The organism is Nocardiopsis xinjiangensis YIM 90004, from assembly GCF_000341145.1.
Taxonomy (GTDB): domain Bacteria; phylum Actinomycetota; class Actinomycetes; order Streptosporangiales; family Streptosporangiaceae; genus Nocardiopsis; species Nocardiopsis xinjiangensis.
On sequence record NZ_ANBE01000009.1, the window covers coordinates 121997 to 136890 of the forward strand.

The 14894-nt window shown below is 71.7% G+C and carries 15 protein-coding genes; 8 read left to right on the forward strand and 7 right to left on the reverse strand.

Annotated elements, in window-relative coordinates; genetic code table 11:
- Positions 1-19: 19 nt before the first annotated feature.
- Entirely contained in the window at positions 20-310 is a 291-nt protein-coding gene (locus tag D473_RS0106555; protein WP_017608285.1) for a DUF2087 domain-containing protein, read from the forward strand.
- 126 nt (positions 311-436) lie between these two features.
- Here D473_RS0106555 and rsgA read toward each other — a convergent pair whose 3' ends face one another.
- Both rsgA and aroA read right to left on the reverse strand, forming a co-directional pair.
- Positions 437-1444 (reverse strand): ribosome small subunit-dependent GTPase A, encoded by a 1008-nt coding sequence (rsgA, locus tag D473_RS0106560; RefSeq protein WP_017608286.1) that lies wholly within the window; start codon positions 1442-1444, stop codon positions 437-439.
- Positions 1441-2733 carry a 3-phosphoshikimate 1-carboxyvinyltransferase gene (gene aroA / locus D473_RS0106565; RefSeq protein ID WP_017608287.1) on the reverse strand — a complete coding sequence of 431 codons (1293 nt, stop codon included), beginning with the start codon at positions 2731-2733 and terminating at the stop codon, positions 1441-1443. Before aroA ends, rsgA begins: the two co-directional genes overlap by 4 nt.
- 74 nt (positions 2734-2807) lie before the next feature.
- On the opposite strand from aroA, the gene D473_RS0106570 reads away from it, so the two are divergent.
- A complete protein-coding gene (locus D473_RS0106570) occupies positions 2808-3980 on the forward strand; it encodes a cysteine desulfurase family protein (protein ID WP_026126673.1) in 1173 nt (390 codons plus the stop codon).
- A gap of 30 nt (positions 3981-4010) precedes the next feature.
- Here D473_RS0106570 and D473_RS0106575 read toward each other — a convergent pair whose 3' ends face one another.
- Positions 4011-4664 carry a peptidylprolyl isomerase gene (locus D473_RS0106575; RefSeq protein WP_017608289.1) on the reverse strand — a complete coding sequence of 218 codons (654 nt, stop codon included), beginning with the start codon at positions 4662-4664 and terminating at the stop codon, positions 4011-4013.
- 88 nt (positions 4665-4752) lie between these two features.
- Positions 4753-5172: a PLD nuclease N-terminal domain-containing protein gene (locus tag D473_RS0106585; protein WP_017608290.1), complete on the reverse strand. Its 420-nt coding sequence runs from the start codon at positions 5170-5172 to the stop codon at positions 4753-4755.
- Positions 5173-5357: 185 nt separating this feature from the next.
- Here D473_RS0106585 and D473_RS0106590 point away from each other — a divergent pair, with 185 nt between their 5' ends.
- The 3 genes from D473_RS0106590 to D473_RS27610 all read left to right on the forward strand — a co-directional run bounded on the left by D473_RS0106590 (position 5358) and on the right by D473_RS27610 (position 7816).
- On the forward strand, positions 5358-6188 hold the full coding sequence (locus D473_RS0106590) for a helix-turn-helix domain-containing protein (RefSeq protein ID WP_193373260.1): 831 nt from the start codon (positions 5358-5360) through the stop codon (positions 6186-6188).
- Positions 6189-6255: 67 nt separating this feature from the next.
- A complete protein-coding gene (locus D473_RS0106595; protein ID WP_026126675.1) occupies positions 6256-7470 on the forward strand; it encodes an amidohydrolase in 1215 nt (404 codons plus the stop codon).
- A gap of 181 nt (positions 7471-7651) precedes the next feature.
- Positions 7652-7816: a hypothetical protein gene (locus D473_RS27610; RefSeq protein ID WP_017608293.1), complete on the forward strand. Its 165-nt coding sequence runs from the start codon at positions 7652-7654 to the stop codon at positions 7814-7816.
- A 46-nt stretch (positions 7817-7862) separates the two neighbouring features.
- Here the strand turns inward: D473_RS27610 and D473_RS25555 are convergent, their stop codons facing one another.
- Both D473_RS25555 and D473_RS0106610 read right to left on the reverse strand, forming a co-directional pair.
- A complete protein-coding gene (locus tag D473_RS25555; protein WP_017608294.1) occupies positions 7863-8732 on the reverse strand; it encodes a DUF3592 domain-containing protein in 870 nt (289 codons plus the stop codon).
- A gap of 117 nt (positions 8733-8849) precedes the next feature.
- Entirely contained in the window at positions 8850-9653 is an 804-nt protein-coding gene (locus D473_RS0106610) for a TIGR03089 family protein (RefSeq protein WP_017608295.1), read from the reverse strand.
- 142 nt (positions 9654-9795) lie between these two features.
- Between D473_RS0106610 and D473_RS0106615 the strand changes: the two genes are divergently transcribed.
- From D473_RS0106615 to D473_RS0106625, 3 genes are read left to right on the forward strand one after another with little or no spacing between them, the layout of a single operon-like run.
- Entirely contained in the window at positions 9796-11847 is a 2052-nt protein-coding gene (locus D473_RS0106615; RefSeq protein WP_017608296.1) for a hypothetical protein, read from the forward strand.
- Between the two features lie 21 nt (positions 11848-11868).
- On the forward strand, positions 11869-12807 hold the full coding sequence (locus tag D473_RS0106620; protein WP_017608297.1) for a glycosyltransferase family 2 protein: 939 nt from the start codon (positions 11869-11871) through the stop codon (positions 12805-12807).
- The gene (locus D473_RS0106625) at positions 12804-13907 is read left to right on the forward strand and encodes a glycosyltransferase family 4 protein (RefSeq protein ID WP_017608298.1); all 1104 of its coding nucleotides are present in this window, start codon (positions 12804-12806) and stop codon (positions 13905-13907) included. The genes D473_RS0106620 and D473_RS0106625 overlap by 4 nt, the downstream gene beginning before the upstream one ends.
- A gap of 23 nt (positions 13908-13930) precedes the next feature.
- On the opposite strand, the gene D473_RS0106630 is transcribed toward D473_RS0106625, so the two are convergent.
- On the reverse strand, positions 13931-14863 hold the full coding sequence (locus D473_RS0106630; RefSeq protein WP_026126676.1) for a lysylphosphatidylglycerol synthase domain-containing protein: 933 nt from the start codon (positions 14861-14863) through the stop codon (positions 13931-13933).
- Positions 14864-14894: the final 31 nt, after the last annotated feature.

Sequence of the window (14894 nt, forward strand, 5' to 3'; positions counted from 1 at the left end):
CCGAGAGGAGGTGTGTCCCGTGTCGGACGGGTCCTACACGGAACGGCGCCGCCAGGAGGTACTGCGCTCGTACACGTCCGGTGGACGGATCACCGCCATGCCGGTCCGGCGCCCCGACCGCCTGGTCCTCCTCGACCACGTGGCGCGTGCCCTGGAACCGGGTGTGCGCTACACCGCGCAGGAACTGACAGCGGTCCTGTTGGAGTTCGGCTCCGACCTGGCCGCGCTCCGCGGCGGCCTCCTCGACGAGGGTTTCCTGGAATGCGACCATCGCACCTACTGGCGCTGCGGCGGTACCGTCGAGCTGTAGGTGCTCCGTGCACGGGCCCGGACACGGTGCCGGTGGCCTGTACCGCGGTGTAGCGGCCGGGGCACGCCGTGGTGTGTCCCATGAGCGTTGGAACTCCGGGGAAACTCCAGTGTTCCGCGGCAAGCCTCACTGCTCCGTGGTCTCTTCCTCACCCTCACGGCTGGTGAGCAGGCGCATCAGGGAAGCGACACGGTCGGCGTCCAGGGTTCCGGCGGCCAACCCCTTACGCACGGCGCAATCGGGGGAATCGGGCCGGTGCCCGCAGTCCTCGGGGCAGTCGCGGGCGACCTCCGCGATCTCCGGGAAACCCTCGACGATCTCCGCGGGGTCGATGTGGGCCAGCCCGAAGCTGCGCACGCCCGGGGTGTCGATGATCCAGCCGCCCCCGAACTGCAGGGCGACCGCGGAGGTCGAGGTGTGGCGCCCGCGGCCGGTCACGGTGTTGACACCGCCCACGGCCCGTTCGGTGCCGGGGATCAACCGGTTGACCAGGGTCGACTTTCCGACACCGGAGGAACCCACGAACACCGTCGTGTGCCTGGTCAGGTGCTCGGGCAGGTCGCTCAGGTCGTTCTCGGGGCTCAACACCACGTAGGGCAGTCCGAGCGGTTCGTACAGGCGCACCATGGGGGCCGGGGATCCGAGGTCGGCCTTGGTCAGGCACAGCAACGGCTCCAGGCCCGCGTCGTAGGCGGCGACCAGGCAGCGGTCCACGAACCGGGGCTGCGGCTCGGGGTCGGCCAGGGAACACACGATCGCGAGCTGATCGGCATTGGCCACGATGATGCGCTCGACCGGATCGGTGTCGTCGGCGGTGCGGCGCAGCACGGAACGGCGTTCCTTGACCCGCACGACCCGGGCGAGGGTGTCGGGCCGGCCGGACAGGTCGCCGACCACACCCACCCGGTCACCCACCACGATGGAACCGCGGCCCAACTCGCGGGCCTTCATCGCCACCACCGGCACGCCGTCGACCAGGCACCGGTACCGGCCGCGGTCCACGGCGGTGACCAGGCCCTCGACGGCGTCGGCGTGTTTGGGGCGGTTGCTGGTGCGTGGCTTGGACCCGCCCCGGGCGCGCACGCGCACGTCGCGTTCGTCCATGTGGCGGCCGCCGCCCTGGGTACGGCTCATGAGAGGACCTCCGACCACAGGCCCGGGAAGTCGGGCAGGGTCTTACGGGTCGTGGCGATGTCCTCCACCTCGATCCCGGGGACCGCCAGTCCGAGCACGGCCCCAGAAGTGGCCATCCTGTGGTCGTCGTAGGAGCGGAACACACCCCCGTGCAACTGTTGCGGCTCGATGGCCAGGCCGTCCTCGAGCTCCTCCACGTGCCCGCCGAGCCCGTTGATCTCCGCGGCCAGTGCCGCGATCCGGTCGGTCTCGTGGCGCCGTAGGTGGGCGATGCCGGTCAGGCGCGAGGGGGTGTCGGCCAGGGCGGCGAGCGCGGCGATGGTGGGTGTCAGTTCACCGACGTCGTGCAGGTCGGCCTCCAGGCCGCGGATCTTCCCGGTGCCATACACGGTCAGATCGGTGCCCTCGCGACCGACCTCGCCGCCCATGCGCGCCAGCAGCGAACGCAGGGCGTCGCCGGCCTGTGTGGTGTGCTCGGGCCAGTCGGCAACGGTGATCGCACCACCGGTGACCAGCGCTGCGGCCAGGAACGGGGCCGCGTTGGACAGGTCCGGTTCCACGGGGATCTCCGTGGCCCGGATCGGTCCCGGCTCGACCCGCCACTCGTTCTCGCCGGTCTCCACGCCCACGCCGGCGGCACGCAGCATCTCCACGGTCATGTCCACGTGCGGCTGGGAAGGTACCGGCGGGCCCTCGTGGCGCAGGCGCAGCCCCTTGTCGAAGCGGGCCGCGCTCAGCAGCAACGCCGAGACGAACTGAGAGGAACCGGAGGCGTCCAGAGTGACCTCGCCCCCCGGCAACGATCCCGTGCCGTGGACGGTCAGGGGCAGTGCGCCCCGGCCGCCGTCGTCGACGACGGCGCCCAGGGCCCGCAGAGCCTCCAGGAGTGCGCCGACGGGGCGCTCGTACGAGCGCGGGTCGCCGTCGAACCGCACGTCCCCGTCGGTCAGCGCCGCCATCGGGGGCACGAACCGCATCACCGTCCCGGCGTTGCCCACGTCCACCGTCGCCGGGCCGCGCAGATCGGCCGGGGTGAGGGCCACGTCGTCACCGTCCCGCTCCACACGCGCGCCCAGGGTCCGCAGGGCCCCCGCCATGAGGTCGCTGTCGCGGCTGACGAGTGGACGGCGCACCACGCACGGGGTCTCCGACAAGGTGGCCAGCACCAGTGCGCGGTTGGTCACGGACTTGGACCCGGGAAGGGACAGACGGGCGCGCACCGGACGGTCGGCCGTGGGCGCGGGCCAGTTGCCGGTGGCGGGAGGCTGCGGGGACGCGGTATCAGGCATGTTCCCAGGTTATGGGAAAGGGAATCGACGCGGTTCCGAGCGGCTCGCTGGTCCGGCGTATCCTTGATGTCGCCATGGTGTATCTGGATCACGCTGCCACGACCGGGGTGCGCCCCGAGGCCACCGCCGACGTCACGGCCGAGCTCGGCTCTCTCGGCAACCCTTCCTCCCTGCACGAGCACGGCCGCTCTGCTCGCCGCACCGTCGAGGAGTCACGCGAACGCATCGCGGCCGCCGTGGGGTGCACACCGCACGAGGTGGTGTTCACCGGCGGCGGGACCGAGGCCGACAACCTCGCGATCAAGGGCCTGTACTGGGCCCGCCACGCCCAGGACCCGGCCCGGCGCCGCATCCTGCTCAGCGCGGTCGAACACCACGCCGCTCTGGACCCGGCCCGGTGGACCGCCGACCACCAGGGCGCGGTCGTGGAGTTCCTGCCCGTGGACCGCCTCGGGCGAGTGAGCCCGCAGACCCTGCGCGGGGCCGTGGAAGAGGATCCGGGCTCGGTCGCGCTCATCTCGGTCATGTGGGCCAACAACGAGGTCGGTACCGTCCAGCCCGTCCGGGAGCTCGCCGGGGTCGCCGCCGAGTACGGCATCCCCATGCACACCGACGCGGTCCAGGCCGTGGGCGCCGAGGCGGTCGACTTCGCCGGGAGCGGGGTCGGAGCGCTCAGCCTCAGCGGCCACAAGCTCGGCGGTCCGGTCGGCGCCGGCGCCCTGGTGCTCGAACGCGGCCTGACCCCGGTGCCCGTCCTGCACGGGGGAGGTCAGGAACGCGACGTCCGTTCGGGCACCGTGCCCACCGCGCTCGTCCGGGGACTGGCCACCGCCGTCGGCCTGGCCGTCGACGAACGCGAGGAGCACGTCGAACACTTGAGGGGGCTGCGGGACGAGCTCGAGGCGCGGGTGCGCGAGGCCGTGCCGGACGTGGTCGTCAACGGCGACCCCGAGCGGCGTCTTCCCGGGATCGCGCACCTGTCCTTCCCCGGCTGCGAGGGCGATGCGCTGCTCATGCTCCTGGACGCCCAGGGCATCTCCTGCTCCACCGGGTCGGCCTGCTCGGCCGGGGTGGCCCAGCCCAGCCACGTGATGTCGGCCATGGGGGCCGACCCCGACACCGCGCTCAGCAGTCTGCGCCTGTCCTTGGGCCGCACCTCCACCACCGAGGACGTGGCGGCGCTGGCCGGCGCCATCGGCCCTGCGGTGGAGCGCTCGCGCGCCGCACGCGCCAAACGCCGCCGCTGAGGCCTTCCGGAAGGGGCCCGAGGGCACTGTCTAGCCGGCGCGCTCGACCTCGACCGACTCCAGGACCACGTCGTTGACCGGACGGTCCTGGGAGTCGGTCTCGACCGCGGCGATGGTGTCGAGCACTTCCTGGGAGCCGTCGTCGGCCACGTTCCCGAAGATCGTGTGCTGACCGTCCAGGTGCGAGGTCTCGGCGACCGTCAGGAAGAACTGCGAACCGTTGGTGTCCGGTCCGGAGTTGGCCATGGCGAGCATGCCGGGCTCGCCGAAGCCGTGGTCGGACTCGAGTTCGTCCTCGAAGGTGTAACCGGGGCCTCCTCGCCCTGTGCCTTCGGGGTCGCCGCCCTGGACCATGAAGTCCTCGATGACGCGGTGGAAGACCAACCCGTCGTAGAACCCGTCCTCGGCCAGCCCCACGAAGTTGGAGACGGTGGTCGGAGCGTCCTCGGGGTACAGGTCCAACCCGATCTCGCCCTCGTTGGTGTGCAGCACGGCGCCCTCGACGTCGGAGACGTCCACCTCCGGCGGGCCGTCGGCGTCCCCGGACTGCTGTTGCTGCTCCTGGCTCTGCTCTTCCTGGGGTTGTTCATCGGTCTCCGCGGAGGGGGCCTCGCCGCACGCCGCGGTCAGAAGCAGGGCCGAGGAGGCCAAGAGGGCCGAGACGGACTGGGGCAAGCGGTTCATCGGGTTCACTTCCGGGTCAGGTTCAGCGGCTGGGCGGTCCACAGGGTACTGCGGAGGACGGAGCACCGCGCGATGGGCCTCCCGATCCTCATCCCGCGTCGAGTTCGTCGCCGTCCTGGCCCCGGGCGCGCCGGTCACGGCGTTCCTGCTCCTCCCGGGCCTGCATCTCGCGGGCACGGCGGCGCTGGGCCTCGGCGCGCTCACGGCACCGGCGCAGGAACTCCTCGTCCTCCTCGGGGGTCGCGGCCCGAGCCCGGTTCGGATGGTCGTATTCAGGGAAAGGCGAGATTGGGGGTGCGGGTCCGAACGTGGCGAGGGTCTCCCTGGGAGGGCGTCCCAGAGTGAACCACAACAGCCCGCCGAACTTCGGCAGGAACAGCACGATCACGACCCACACGGGCTTGGACAGGAGCCGTGTCGTCCCGGCGTCGGCACGGATCACGTCGAACAGCGCGTACACCCAGACGGCCAGGGACATCACGGCGAGGAAGAGCGCGAGGTGGACCACAGGGACGTTCCAATCGGGGGACACCAGGGGATCGGGACCGCGGCGGCGGTCCCTGTCATGACTTATCACGCCGGGGGCCGCACCAGTCGGACACCGGAACACCCGGAACGGTGAGAGCGGGAGGCGACGAGATGGATCAGTTGCAACCGGGCGGGGCCTGCCCGGACCGGGCCGACCGGTCGGCCATGGACTCGGGGGGTCGGGTGAATGCCGCACTGCCGTCCGCGATGTGGCTGCCGTTTGCTGCGCGGGTCCTGCGGGCCCGGTCCGACCGAGGTCTGAGCCGGGCCGAGCTGGCCCGGTCCGTGGGGGTCAGCGATGACGAGCTCCGCGAGGTCGAGCGTGCGCACCGCCGCCCGGCGCGTTCCCTCGTGGCACGTGTGGAGACCGCTCTGGGCAGCGAGCACCAGCTCATGGAGGCATGGGCGATCACGCTCCAGGCGGAGGCCTTCCCGAACGATTTCGCCGACCTGTGCGAGCTCGGGGTGCACGCCGTCCACCTGTGGGAGCACCAGCCCGTCGCGATCCCGACGTTCCTGCGGGTGCCCGAGTACTCGCGTGCGGTGCTCAAGCCGCGGTTGGGCCACCTCGGCGACGAGGAGGTCGAGCTCATGGTCGAGGACGAGATGGAGCACCGGGCGGCGATGATCGCACCGGGCGGGCCGGGCCTGCGCGTGGTGCTCAACGAGTCGGTGCTGCGCCGTCCCCAGGGCGGGGTGCGCGTCCTCAACGCTCAGCGGGCGTTCCTCGCGGACCTCGTCGACGCCGGCATCGTCACGATCGCGATGATCCCGGAAGCCACCCCGGACCACCCGGGCCTGGGGGAGGCGTTCCGGCTCATGGAGTTCGCCGACCGGCCCAGCATGATCTATGCGTTCGGTGCCCGCGGCGGCGAGCTCACCGCCGAACCCGAGCAGGTCGCGGGCTGCACGATGGTGCGCGATGCCATCGAGGAGGTCGGTGTGGAACTGACCTCCGACTCCGAGCTGCTCACCGTGCGCAGTCCGGACCGCTGAGCGCGGCGTCCGATCGTGATCCAGGGGGGCTTTGGCGGCCCGGTCCGTGTGAGCTAGGTTTCGCGCCATGGATATCGCGATCACATCCGGATACGTAGTGCCCGTCGACGGGGACCCCATCGACGGCGGTACGGTCCTCATCTCCGACGGCCGGATCACCGCCGTCGGACCGGACGCCGACGTCGCCGTCCCTGCGGGCGCAGAGGTCGTCGACGCCGCAGGCACATGGGTCCTGCCTGGGTTCGTGGAGGCCCACGGACACATCGGCGTGCACGAGGAGAGCGTCGGCTGGGCCGGCGACGACACCAACGAACTGACCGACCCCAACGGTGCCCGTATGAGGGCCCTGGACGCGGTCAACCCCGCCGACCAGGGGTTCACCGACGCGCTCGCCGGGGGCGTGACCAGCTCGGTCATCAAACCCGGTTCCGGGAACCCCATCGGCGGGCAGACGGTGGCCGTCAAGTGCTGGGGCCGCAGCATGGAGGACCGCCTCCTCAAGCAGCCGGCCAGCGTCAAGAGCGCACTGGGGGAGAACCCCAAACGGGTCTACGGCACCAAGGACCGTCTGCCCTCCACACGCCAGGGTGTGGCCGCCGTCATCCGTGACGCCTTCACCAAGGCCCAGGACTACAAGGCCAAGCGCGACCACGCGGCATCCGAGGGCACACCCTTCGACCGGGACAACACCCTGGAGATCCTGGCTCAGGTGCTCGACGGCGAGGTGCCCTGGTGCCAGCACACCCACCGGGCCGACGACATCCAGACGGCGATCCGGCTGGCCGACGAGTTCGGGTACCGCCTGATCATCAACCACACCACCGAAGGCCACCTGATGGCCGACGAGATCGCCGAGCGCGACATCCCCGCCATCGTCGGCCCCCTCATGACGAGCCGGTCCAAGCTGGAGGTCTCCAACCGGACCCTGGCCGGGCCCGGGATCCTCGACCGGGCCGGTGTGAAGCTCGCGCTGACCACCGACCACCCGGTCATCCCGATCGACTTCCTCATCTACCAGGCGATCCTGTGCGTGAAGGAGGGCCTGGACCGCGACAGTGCGATCCGCGCCATCACCCTCAACCCCGCCGAGATGATGGGCCTGGGTGACCGGGTCGGGTCCCTGCGTCCGGGCCTGGACGGTGACGTGGTCCTGTGGTCGGGTGACCCGCTGGACGTGATGAGCCGCGCCCTGCGGGTGTTCGTGGAGGGCCGCGAGGTCTACACCTGGGACGACCAGAAGCGCGTGGGGACGGCCCGCGACCCCTACTACAGCGAGGCCTGAGGCCTTCCGCTCCTGACCGGGGCCTCTGAGGCCCCTCAGGGCGGCCGTGCGCGGGTCTGAGGCACGGCCGCCCCGCACATGTACGGCATCCTGCCGATGGTGGGACCCGGTGCCTCAGCCGGAGTCTGGAACCAGGCCGGAACGCACCCGGCCGGGAACCGACCCAGCGGAGGAGCCCGCCATGCACCCCGATCTCGCAGCCCAGGCCGCCGACCTCTACCGCGCCGAGCGCGAGCGCGAGGCCCGCGAGGAGAGGCTCGCCCGCGAGGCCCGCGAGGACGGGAACGACCGTGAGGCCCGTGCCGCACGCCGCGACTGCCCGCGTGTACGCCGGGGCCGGCTATGAGGACCGGCCCCGGCCCTCACCGGAGGAGCGGACGGCGCGCAGCCCCCTACGAGAGCCCGTCCATGAGTGAGGAAGCGCCGGAGAGGGCCCCGAACACGGTGAAGGCCGTGCCGATCAGCAGGAGCCCGCAGCCCCACTGGGCGGAGTTCGGGACCAGGCCGCTCACGGAGAAGTCGGGAGGATGCCCGGGGTCGTACTGAACGCTCATGTGCTCGTCGACGGCCGGCGCGTGGGTTTTGCTGTCGGTCTGGTATCGGCGGTGGACCTCCCGGCCGTCCCGGGATCGGAAGTGCAACGTGAACGGGTAGTGGGTGGTGGTGCTCCCGTTCTTCTTGTGGTGCCTGCGTGTCCAGGTCTCCGTGACGGTTCCGGTGGCGTTTCCGGTCCGACGTCTGCTCCCGCGGTGGGCGCGGACCGTGCTGACGATTCCACCGGCCAGGAGCCCCAGACCGACGAGGAGGAAGACGAACGGGGTGGAGCCGTCGAGGACGTTCGGGTCGCCGAGCATCGCTGTGATGACCGCCCCGAAGATGACGAGGGCGGTGGCGGGTACGAGGAGTGCGGTGAGTACGGAGAGGCCATCGCCCGGACGGCGGCCGGAATCCACCGGGTAGCTGCCGAGCCGGGGATCGGAGAACGCGGCGCGCTCGACCCGGATCGAGCTGGGATCCGCGGGCGCGTAGACCAGCTCGACCGGGGTTCCTTCCCGCACCAGGTACCCGTCCAGCCCGCTGGGATCCTCGGTGTCCCAGTGGTGGCCCCGGCCGCTGTCCACGGTGACCGTCACCTTGTGGCCGTGTCGGCTGCGCTCGAGGGGGTGGACCGAACGGATGACCCCGTGTGCGGAGACCCCGGCCTTGTCGAGCTGACGTTGTTCGCCCCGAGCGCGGAGGGCCGCCCCGCACCATGTGTACACCGCGGCGGAACGCGAGCACGGAAAAAACCGCCATGATCCCGCATACGAGGAGGGTTCCGATATCCATCGGGCCCTTCTACCAGAGGGGCAGCCCCCGCAAAACCGGGGGCGAACGGGTCAGACCACCGCCCTGAACCCCTCCCCCTCCACGGCCGCGGCCCCCGTCGTGTCCAGGACGGCCGTCACGTGCTCCATCGCGAGCCGGTCGCCGAGCCCGTCGGCGTCCGCAGGGGTGAGCACGAGCGGGGCCCCGGTGACCACCGCGGCCAGCAGTGCCCCGACGTCCTCGCCCAGGACGGTGAGCGGGGCATCGGGGGCAGCCAGTACGGCAATCCGGTCCCCGCTGCTCAGCCCCCACCCCTCGGCCCGCTTGCGGGCCGCGTCGACCAGTTCGGTGCCGGTACGGGCGCGGTCGGTCTCCAGGGCGGGCTCGGAGGGATCGACGGGATAGGGCGAGAAGTGGTCGCCGTGGCCGCGCACCTCCACCGTGTAGTCCAGAGCCATGGACGAGACCTCGCTCATCGGCAGGCCCAGCGGGTGCAGGGACGTGCTCACGATCTCCTCGGCGCCGCCGTCCAGCGCGGCCTCCAGCCGTTCGGCGTCGGTGACCGCGACCTGTGTACCGGGGGGCACCTCGCCGGGTCCGCCGAGGACCGCGGTGGCCCCGACCGACCAGCTCGCCAGCAGCCACACCAGCGATTGCCAGTGCAGTGGAAGGGCTACGGCGATCCGGTCATCGGGCTGTGTGCCGAGCCCGTCCACCAGCATGTTCGAGGTCTTGGAGACCCAGTTGTCGACGGTGGCGCGGGACAGCTCGACCCGGCCGCCGGAGGTGTCGTAGGCGGTCACGAAGGGGCGGGCGGGGTCGGCGGCCACGAGGGCGCGCCACGCCGGGCCCGGTGCGGCAGGTGTGTCGGACATGCCCCCAGCCTAGGAGGGACGGGGACGTGGCCCTTCACCGGAACACCACCGGGGGACGGACGGGCGAAGCCCCCTCAGCGAAGCTTCCCGCCCGAAGGGGCCTCGGCGTGCACGTGAAGGCGGGAACTGCCAGAGTGACCCCATGCGCCTGTCTCCCGGACGGTTCCTCGCCCGTGTCACCGCGCTCCCCGCGATCGCTGTCTCCGCATGGCTCCTGGTGACCTTCCCCCTCTTGGCTCTGGGCGCCTTCACGCCGTTGCTGTCGGCGATCTTCGGGATACCCGCAGTCGTGGCCGCCTGCGCCGTCGTGCCCCGGCTGATCCCCGAACCGGAGGAGGACCGAGCGCCCTGGTGGCCGGTCGTGCTCGTCCTGCTGATCGTGGCGGCCTTCGCGGCCGTGCAGATCGCCTACCACGCGGAGGCCCTGGTCATCCGCCGTGATCCGGCTTCCTACGCCATGTACACGGTGTGGATCGCCGAGAACGGGTCCCTGCCGATCCCGCGCATGCACGAACTCATCGCCGGCGACGACCCGGCCCTGAGTTACCAGAGTCTGGCCCACTACGAGCGCGGCGACGTGATCTGGCCCCAGTTCATGGCCGGCGCGCCCCTGCTCACCAGCATCGGTTACTGGCTGGGCGGACTCACCGGGATGCTCGTGACCACACCGGTGCTCGGTGCGCTCGGTGTGCTGGTCTTCTCCGGCCTGGTCGCCCGTCTGGTCGGGGTGCGCTGGGCCCCGCTCGCCGCCCTCGTCCTCGCGGTGTGCTTGCCGCAACAGTGGGTCAGCCGGTTCACCTACAGCGAGCCCGTCACCCAGATCCTGCTCCTGGGCGGCCTGGTCCTGGCCTTCGACGCCCTGGCCAGGTACAGCGGCCCGAAGGAACGCTGGGGGAGGAGCCACACCCTGGCCGCCGTCTCCGGCCTGGTGTTCGGCCTCGCCCTGGTCACCCGCATCGACGTCATCCGCGACCTGCTGCCCCTCGTCGGGTTCCTCGGACTGCTGCTGCTCGCCCGCCGGGGCCAGGCCGTGCCGATGCTGGGCGGGCTCGTGGCCGGTGTGGCGATGGGCCTCTACGCCGGGTACGGGCTCTCCTACCCTTACCTGGAGTACCTCTCGGGCTCCCTGGTCCCGCTCCTGATCATCTCCGCGGTCGTCATCGCCGTCACCGTGGTCGCCACCGCCGCCCTCTGGAAGAGGGGCCTGCCCCGGGTGTGGCGGGTGCGCCGGCTGCCCGACGCCGTCGCGATCGCCGCAGCGCTCCTCGTCATCGGCCTGGCCCTGCGCCCCCTCCTCTGGCCCGACTACGGCCACGGCAGCGACTTCACCGACCAGTGGGTGGCGGCCGTGCAGGAGATGGAGGGCATCAGGCCCATCGAGGGCAGCCGCACCTACTACGACTACAGCCTCTACTGGGTGGGCTGGTACGTCGGCCTGGGCACCGTCCTGTTCGCGACCTTCGGTGCGGCCCTGGTACTGCGCAGGCTCGCCCAGGGCCGCCTCGCCCAATGGCTGCTGCCCGCCATGCTCCTGAGCTGGACCGTGGTCACCACCCTGCTGCGGCCCGCCATCACCCCCGACCACCCCTGGGCCAGCCGGCGCCTGATCGTCCTGGTCATTCCGGCCTTCGTCCTCTTCGCCGTGTGGTTCACGGCCTGGCTCACCCGCTACTGCGCGCACGCCTCCCGGCCCGGCCACCGGCCGGTGACCCGCGCCCTGCCCGCCGTGGTCGCCGCAAGCGCGTCCGTGGCCATGATCGGCCCTGCACTCATCACTTCCGCGCAGGGGATCATGGGGTACAGACAGGACGTGGGAACCGTTGACGCGACCGAGGAACTCTGCGAGTCACTACCCGAGGACGGGTCGGTGATCGTGGTCGACTCCGGGATGGCGAGCAATTACATGCCGTTGTTCCGGAACGTGTGCGGCCTGCCCACAGCCGCGATGAACGAGCCCACCCCGGAGGACGTGGACCGCGTCGTCGGTTCCGTCCACGACCGCGACCGCACCGCCGTCCTGGCCGGCCCCGAATGGCGCCTCCTCGACGAGCTCACCGGTGTCGAACCCGAACGCCCGTTCCGGGTGGTCGCCGACATGGACCCGAGCACCCTCATGGAACCGCCGACGGGCAGTTGGACCTTCGACGGGAGCGTGTGGGTCTCCGTCGTGCCGCCCGAGGAAGACACCCGCTGACCGACCCCGCTGAGAAGAGGCATGAGCCACACACACGACCCCGCCGGACGGGGCACCGAGAGACCGGAGGACCGACCCCGGGTGACGATCGTGCTTCCTTGCCACAACGAGGAGAACCACGTCGTCGACGAGGTCAAACGCATCTGCGCGGCCATGGACCAGTCCGGGTGGACCTACGAGCTCCTGGCCGTGGACGACGCTTCCACCGACGACACCCTCGAACGCCTGCGCGACGTGCAGAACCTCTATCCGCACATGTGTGTCATCGCGTTCGGCCACAACGGCGGTGCCGGGACGGTGCGCCGGATCGGCAGCCGGAGGGCCCGCGGAGAATACGTGGTGTGGACCGACGCCGACATGAGTTACCCCAACGAGCGCATCCCCGAGCTCGTGAACATGCTCGACGCCGACCCCGAGACCGACCAGATCGTGGGGGCCCGCACCACCGAGACGGGGACCCACAAGGTGCTGCGGATCCCGGCCAAGTGGATCATCCGCAAGATCGCCGAAGGCCTGACCCGCACCCGCATCCCCGACCTGAATTCCGGTCTGCGGGTCTTCCGCAGCGACATCGCCCGCCCCTACCTGCGGCTCCTGCCGCCCGGGTTCTCCTGTGTCACCACCATCACGCTGGCATTCCTGTCCAACCAGCACCCGGTACGGTACGTCCCCATCGACTACGCGAAGAGGGCGGGACGCTCCAAGTTCCACTTCGTCAGCGACGCCTACCGTTACATCCTCCAGGTGTTGCGGATGGTCATGTACTTCCACCCGCTCAAGGTCCTGATGCCGCCCGCTCTGGCCCTCCTCGGCCTCGGTACCGGCAAGTTCGTCTTCGACCAGGTGCGCAACCCGCTCTACATGCCCAACAACACCGTCATGATCCTCATGACCGGGCTGATCATCGCGGCGATGGCGCTCCTGGCCGACCTGATCGTGCGCTCCAGGGAGCACTCGTGAGGATCACCCTCGTCGGGCCCGCCCACCCCTACAAGGGCGGAGGCGCCCGCCACACGACCGAACTCGCGCACCGGCTCTCCGCGCGCGGGCACAACACCGCGATCGAGTCCTGGCACGCCCAGTACCCGTCCCTGCTCTATCCGGGGCAGCAGACCATCGCCGACCCCGAGGCCGAGACCTTCACGGGCACCCGCCGCCGCCTGGCCTGGTACCGGCCGGACGGGTGGTGGCGTACCGGACGGCGGCTGGCACGCGAGTCCGACCTCGTGGTGCTCACCCTCTTCTCCCCGGCGCAGATCCCCGCCTACCTGGGGATCCTCGCCGGGCTGTGCTCACGCCGCGAACGCGCCCGGGCGGTGGCCCTGTGCCACAACGTGCTGCCGCACGAGCGCCGCTCCCTGGACGTCAGCCTCACCCGGGCCATGCTGCGCCGTGTCGACGGGATCCTCGCCCACGGCCCCGAGCAGGCCCACCTCGCCCGGGGCCTGCTGCGCGGGGACCAGCCCGACCCGGTCGCGGCCACGATGCCCCCGCATCTGCCCGAGACCGGCGGGGCCCGGGAACAGCCGTCCGGGGAGCGCCGCCACTTGCTCTTCCTCGGGATCGTGCGTCCCTACAAAGGGGTCGACCTGTTGTTGCGCGCCCTGGCCGAAGGGGCGCCCGAGGACGTCACCCTCACCGTCGCCGGCGAGTTCTGGGGCGGTACCGCGGAGCTCACCGAGCTCGCCGCCGACCTCGGGGTGAGCGGCCGTGTCCGGTTCCGCGACGGGTACGTACCGGCCGAGGAGCTGCCCGAACTCTTCGCCGGGGCCGACGCCGCCGTCCTCCCGTACCGTTCGGCGACCGCGACCCAGAACGTGTGGCTGGCCCACGAGCACGGTGTCCCCGTGATCGCCACCCGGGCGGGGACACTGCCCGACCACGTGCGCGAGGGTGTGGACGGACTGTTGTGCGACCCCGGCGACGCCGAGGACCTGGCGCGGGTCCTGGGCGAGTTCTACGCCCCCGGGGCGCCCGAGAAACTGCGCGCCGGTGTGCGCCCGGTCGACCCCGACCCGCACTGGGAGGCCTACATGCGCCGGCTGCTCTCCTCCGTCTGACCGGTCACCGGACCGGGGCCCGGTCAGGCGGCCCCCGCCCGGCGGCGGGAGGCCAGGAGGCCCACGCCGGCCCAGGCGAGGTCGGCCACCGTCATCACCAGGCGGGACAGAACCGCGAGCACGAGCGCCGCACCGGCCTCCACCACCGGGGCCAACGCCACCACCAGCACCGCCTCGCGCACACCCAGCCCCGCGGGTGCGAACACCACCAGCAGCCCGAGCGTCCAAGCGAGCGCGTAGGCGCCCGCCGCGGGGCCGAGCGAGGAGAGCGGGTCACCGCCGACGGCCCAGGTGAGGATCCACAGGTGGGCCCCCAAGGGCACCCACGCGAGCAGGGTCCATGCGAGGGCCGCCGCGATCGCACGTCCGCCCACGTCCAAGGGCCCGGCCCCGGCGACCGCACGGAACCGGGCGAAGGGACGCGCGGCCAGCCCGATGCCCCACGCCACCATCCGCGGGTGCAGAGCGGCCAGGAACAGAGGCGCCAGTGCCAGCGCCCACCACCAGCGCCGGGCCGCCTCGGCCGAGGACAACGGCAGGGCCACCGCTGCCACGGCCAGCCCGGTCGCGACCGTCACGGCCACGGCCAGCAGGGTGGCGGCCGCGCCCCGGCTGCGGGGCACGGCGTGATCGCGGGCCAGCTCCACCTGGGCGACGAAAGCCCACACCGAACCGGGCAGGTACTTGCCGAGCTGGCCGACGAACATCACCCGGGCCGCCAACCGGCGGGGGAGCGGGGACCCCAGACCGGCCAGCAGAGCCCGCCACGCCATCATCTGCGCGGCGAGACCGGCCATCCCGGCCAGGACCGCGGCCGGCGGGGCCCACGGCGGAAGATCGAGGAGGGCGTCGCGGGCCTGCTTCCAGTGGACGTGCAGAGCCCATCCGGCGGCCGCGCACACGAGCACCAGCAGCACCACCCGCACCGCGCGGTTGCGGCGCAGGCGGGAGAGGATGCCGAGGACCCCGGCGGCGTTCGCGGTGCTT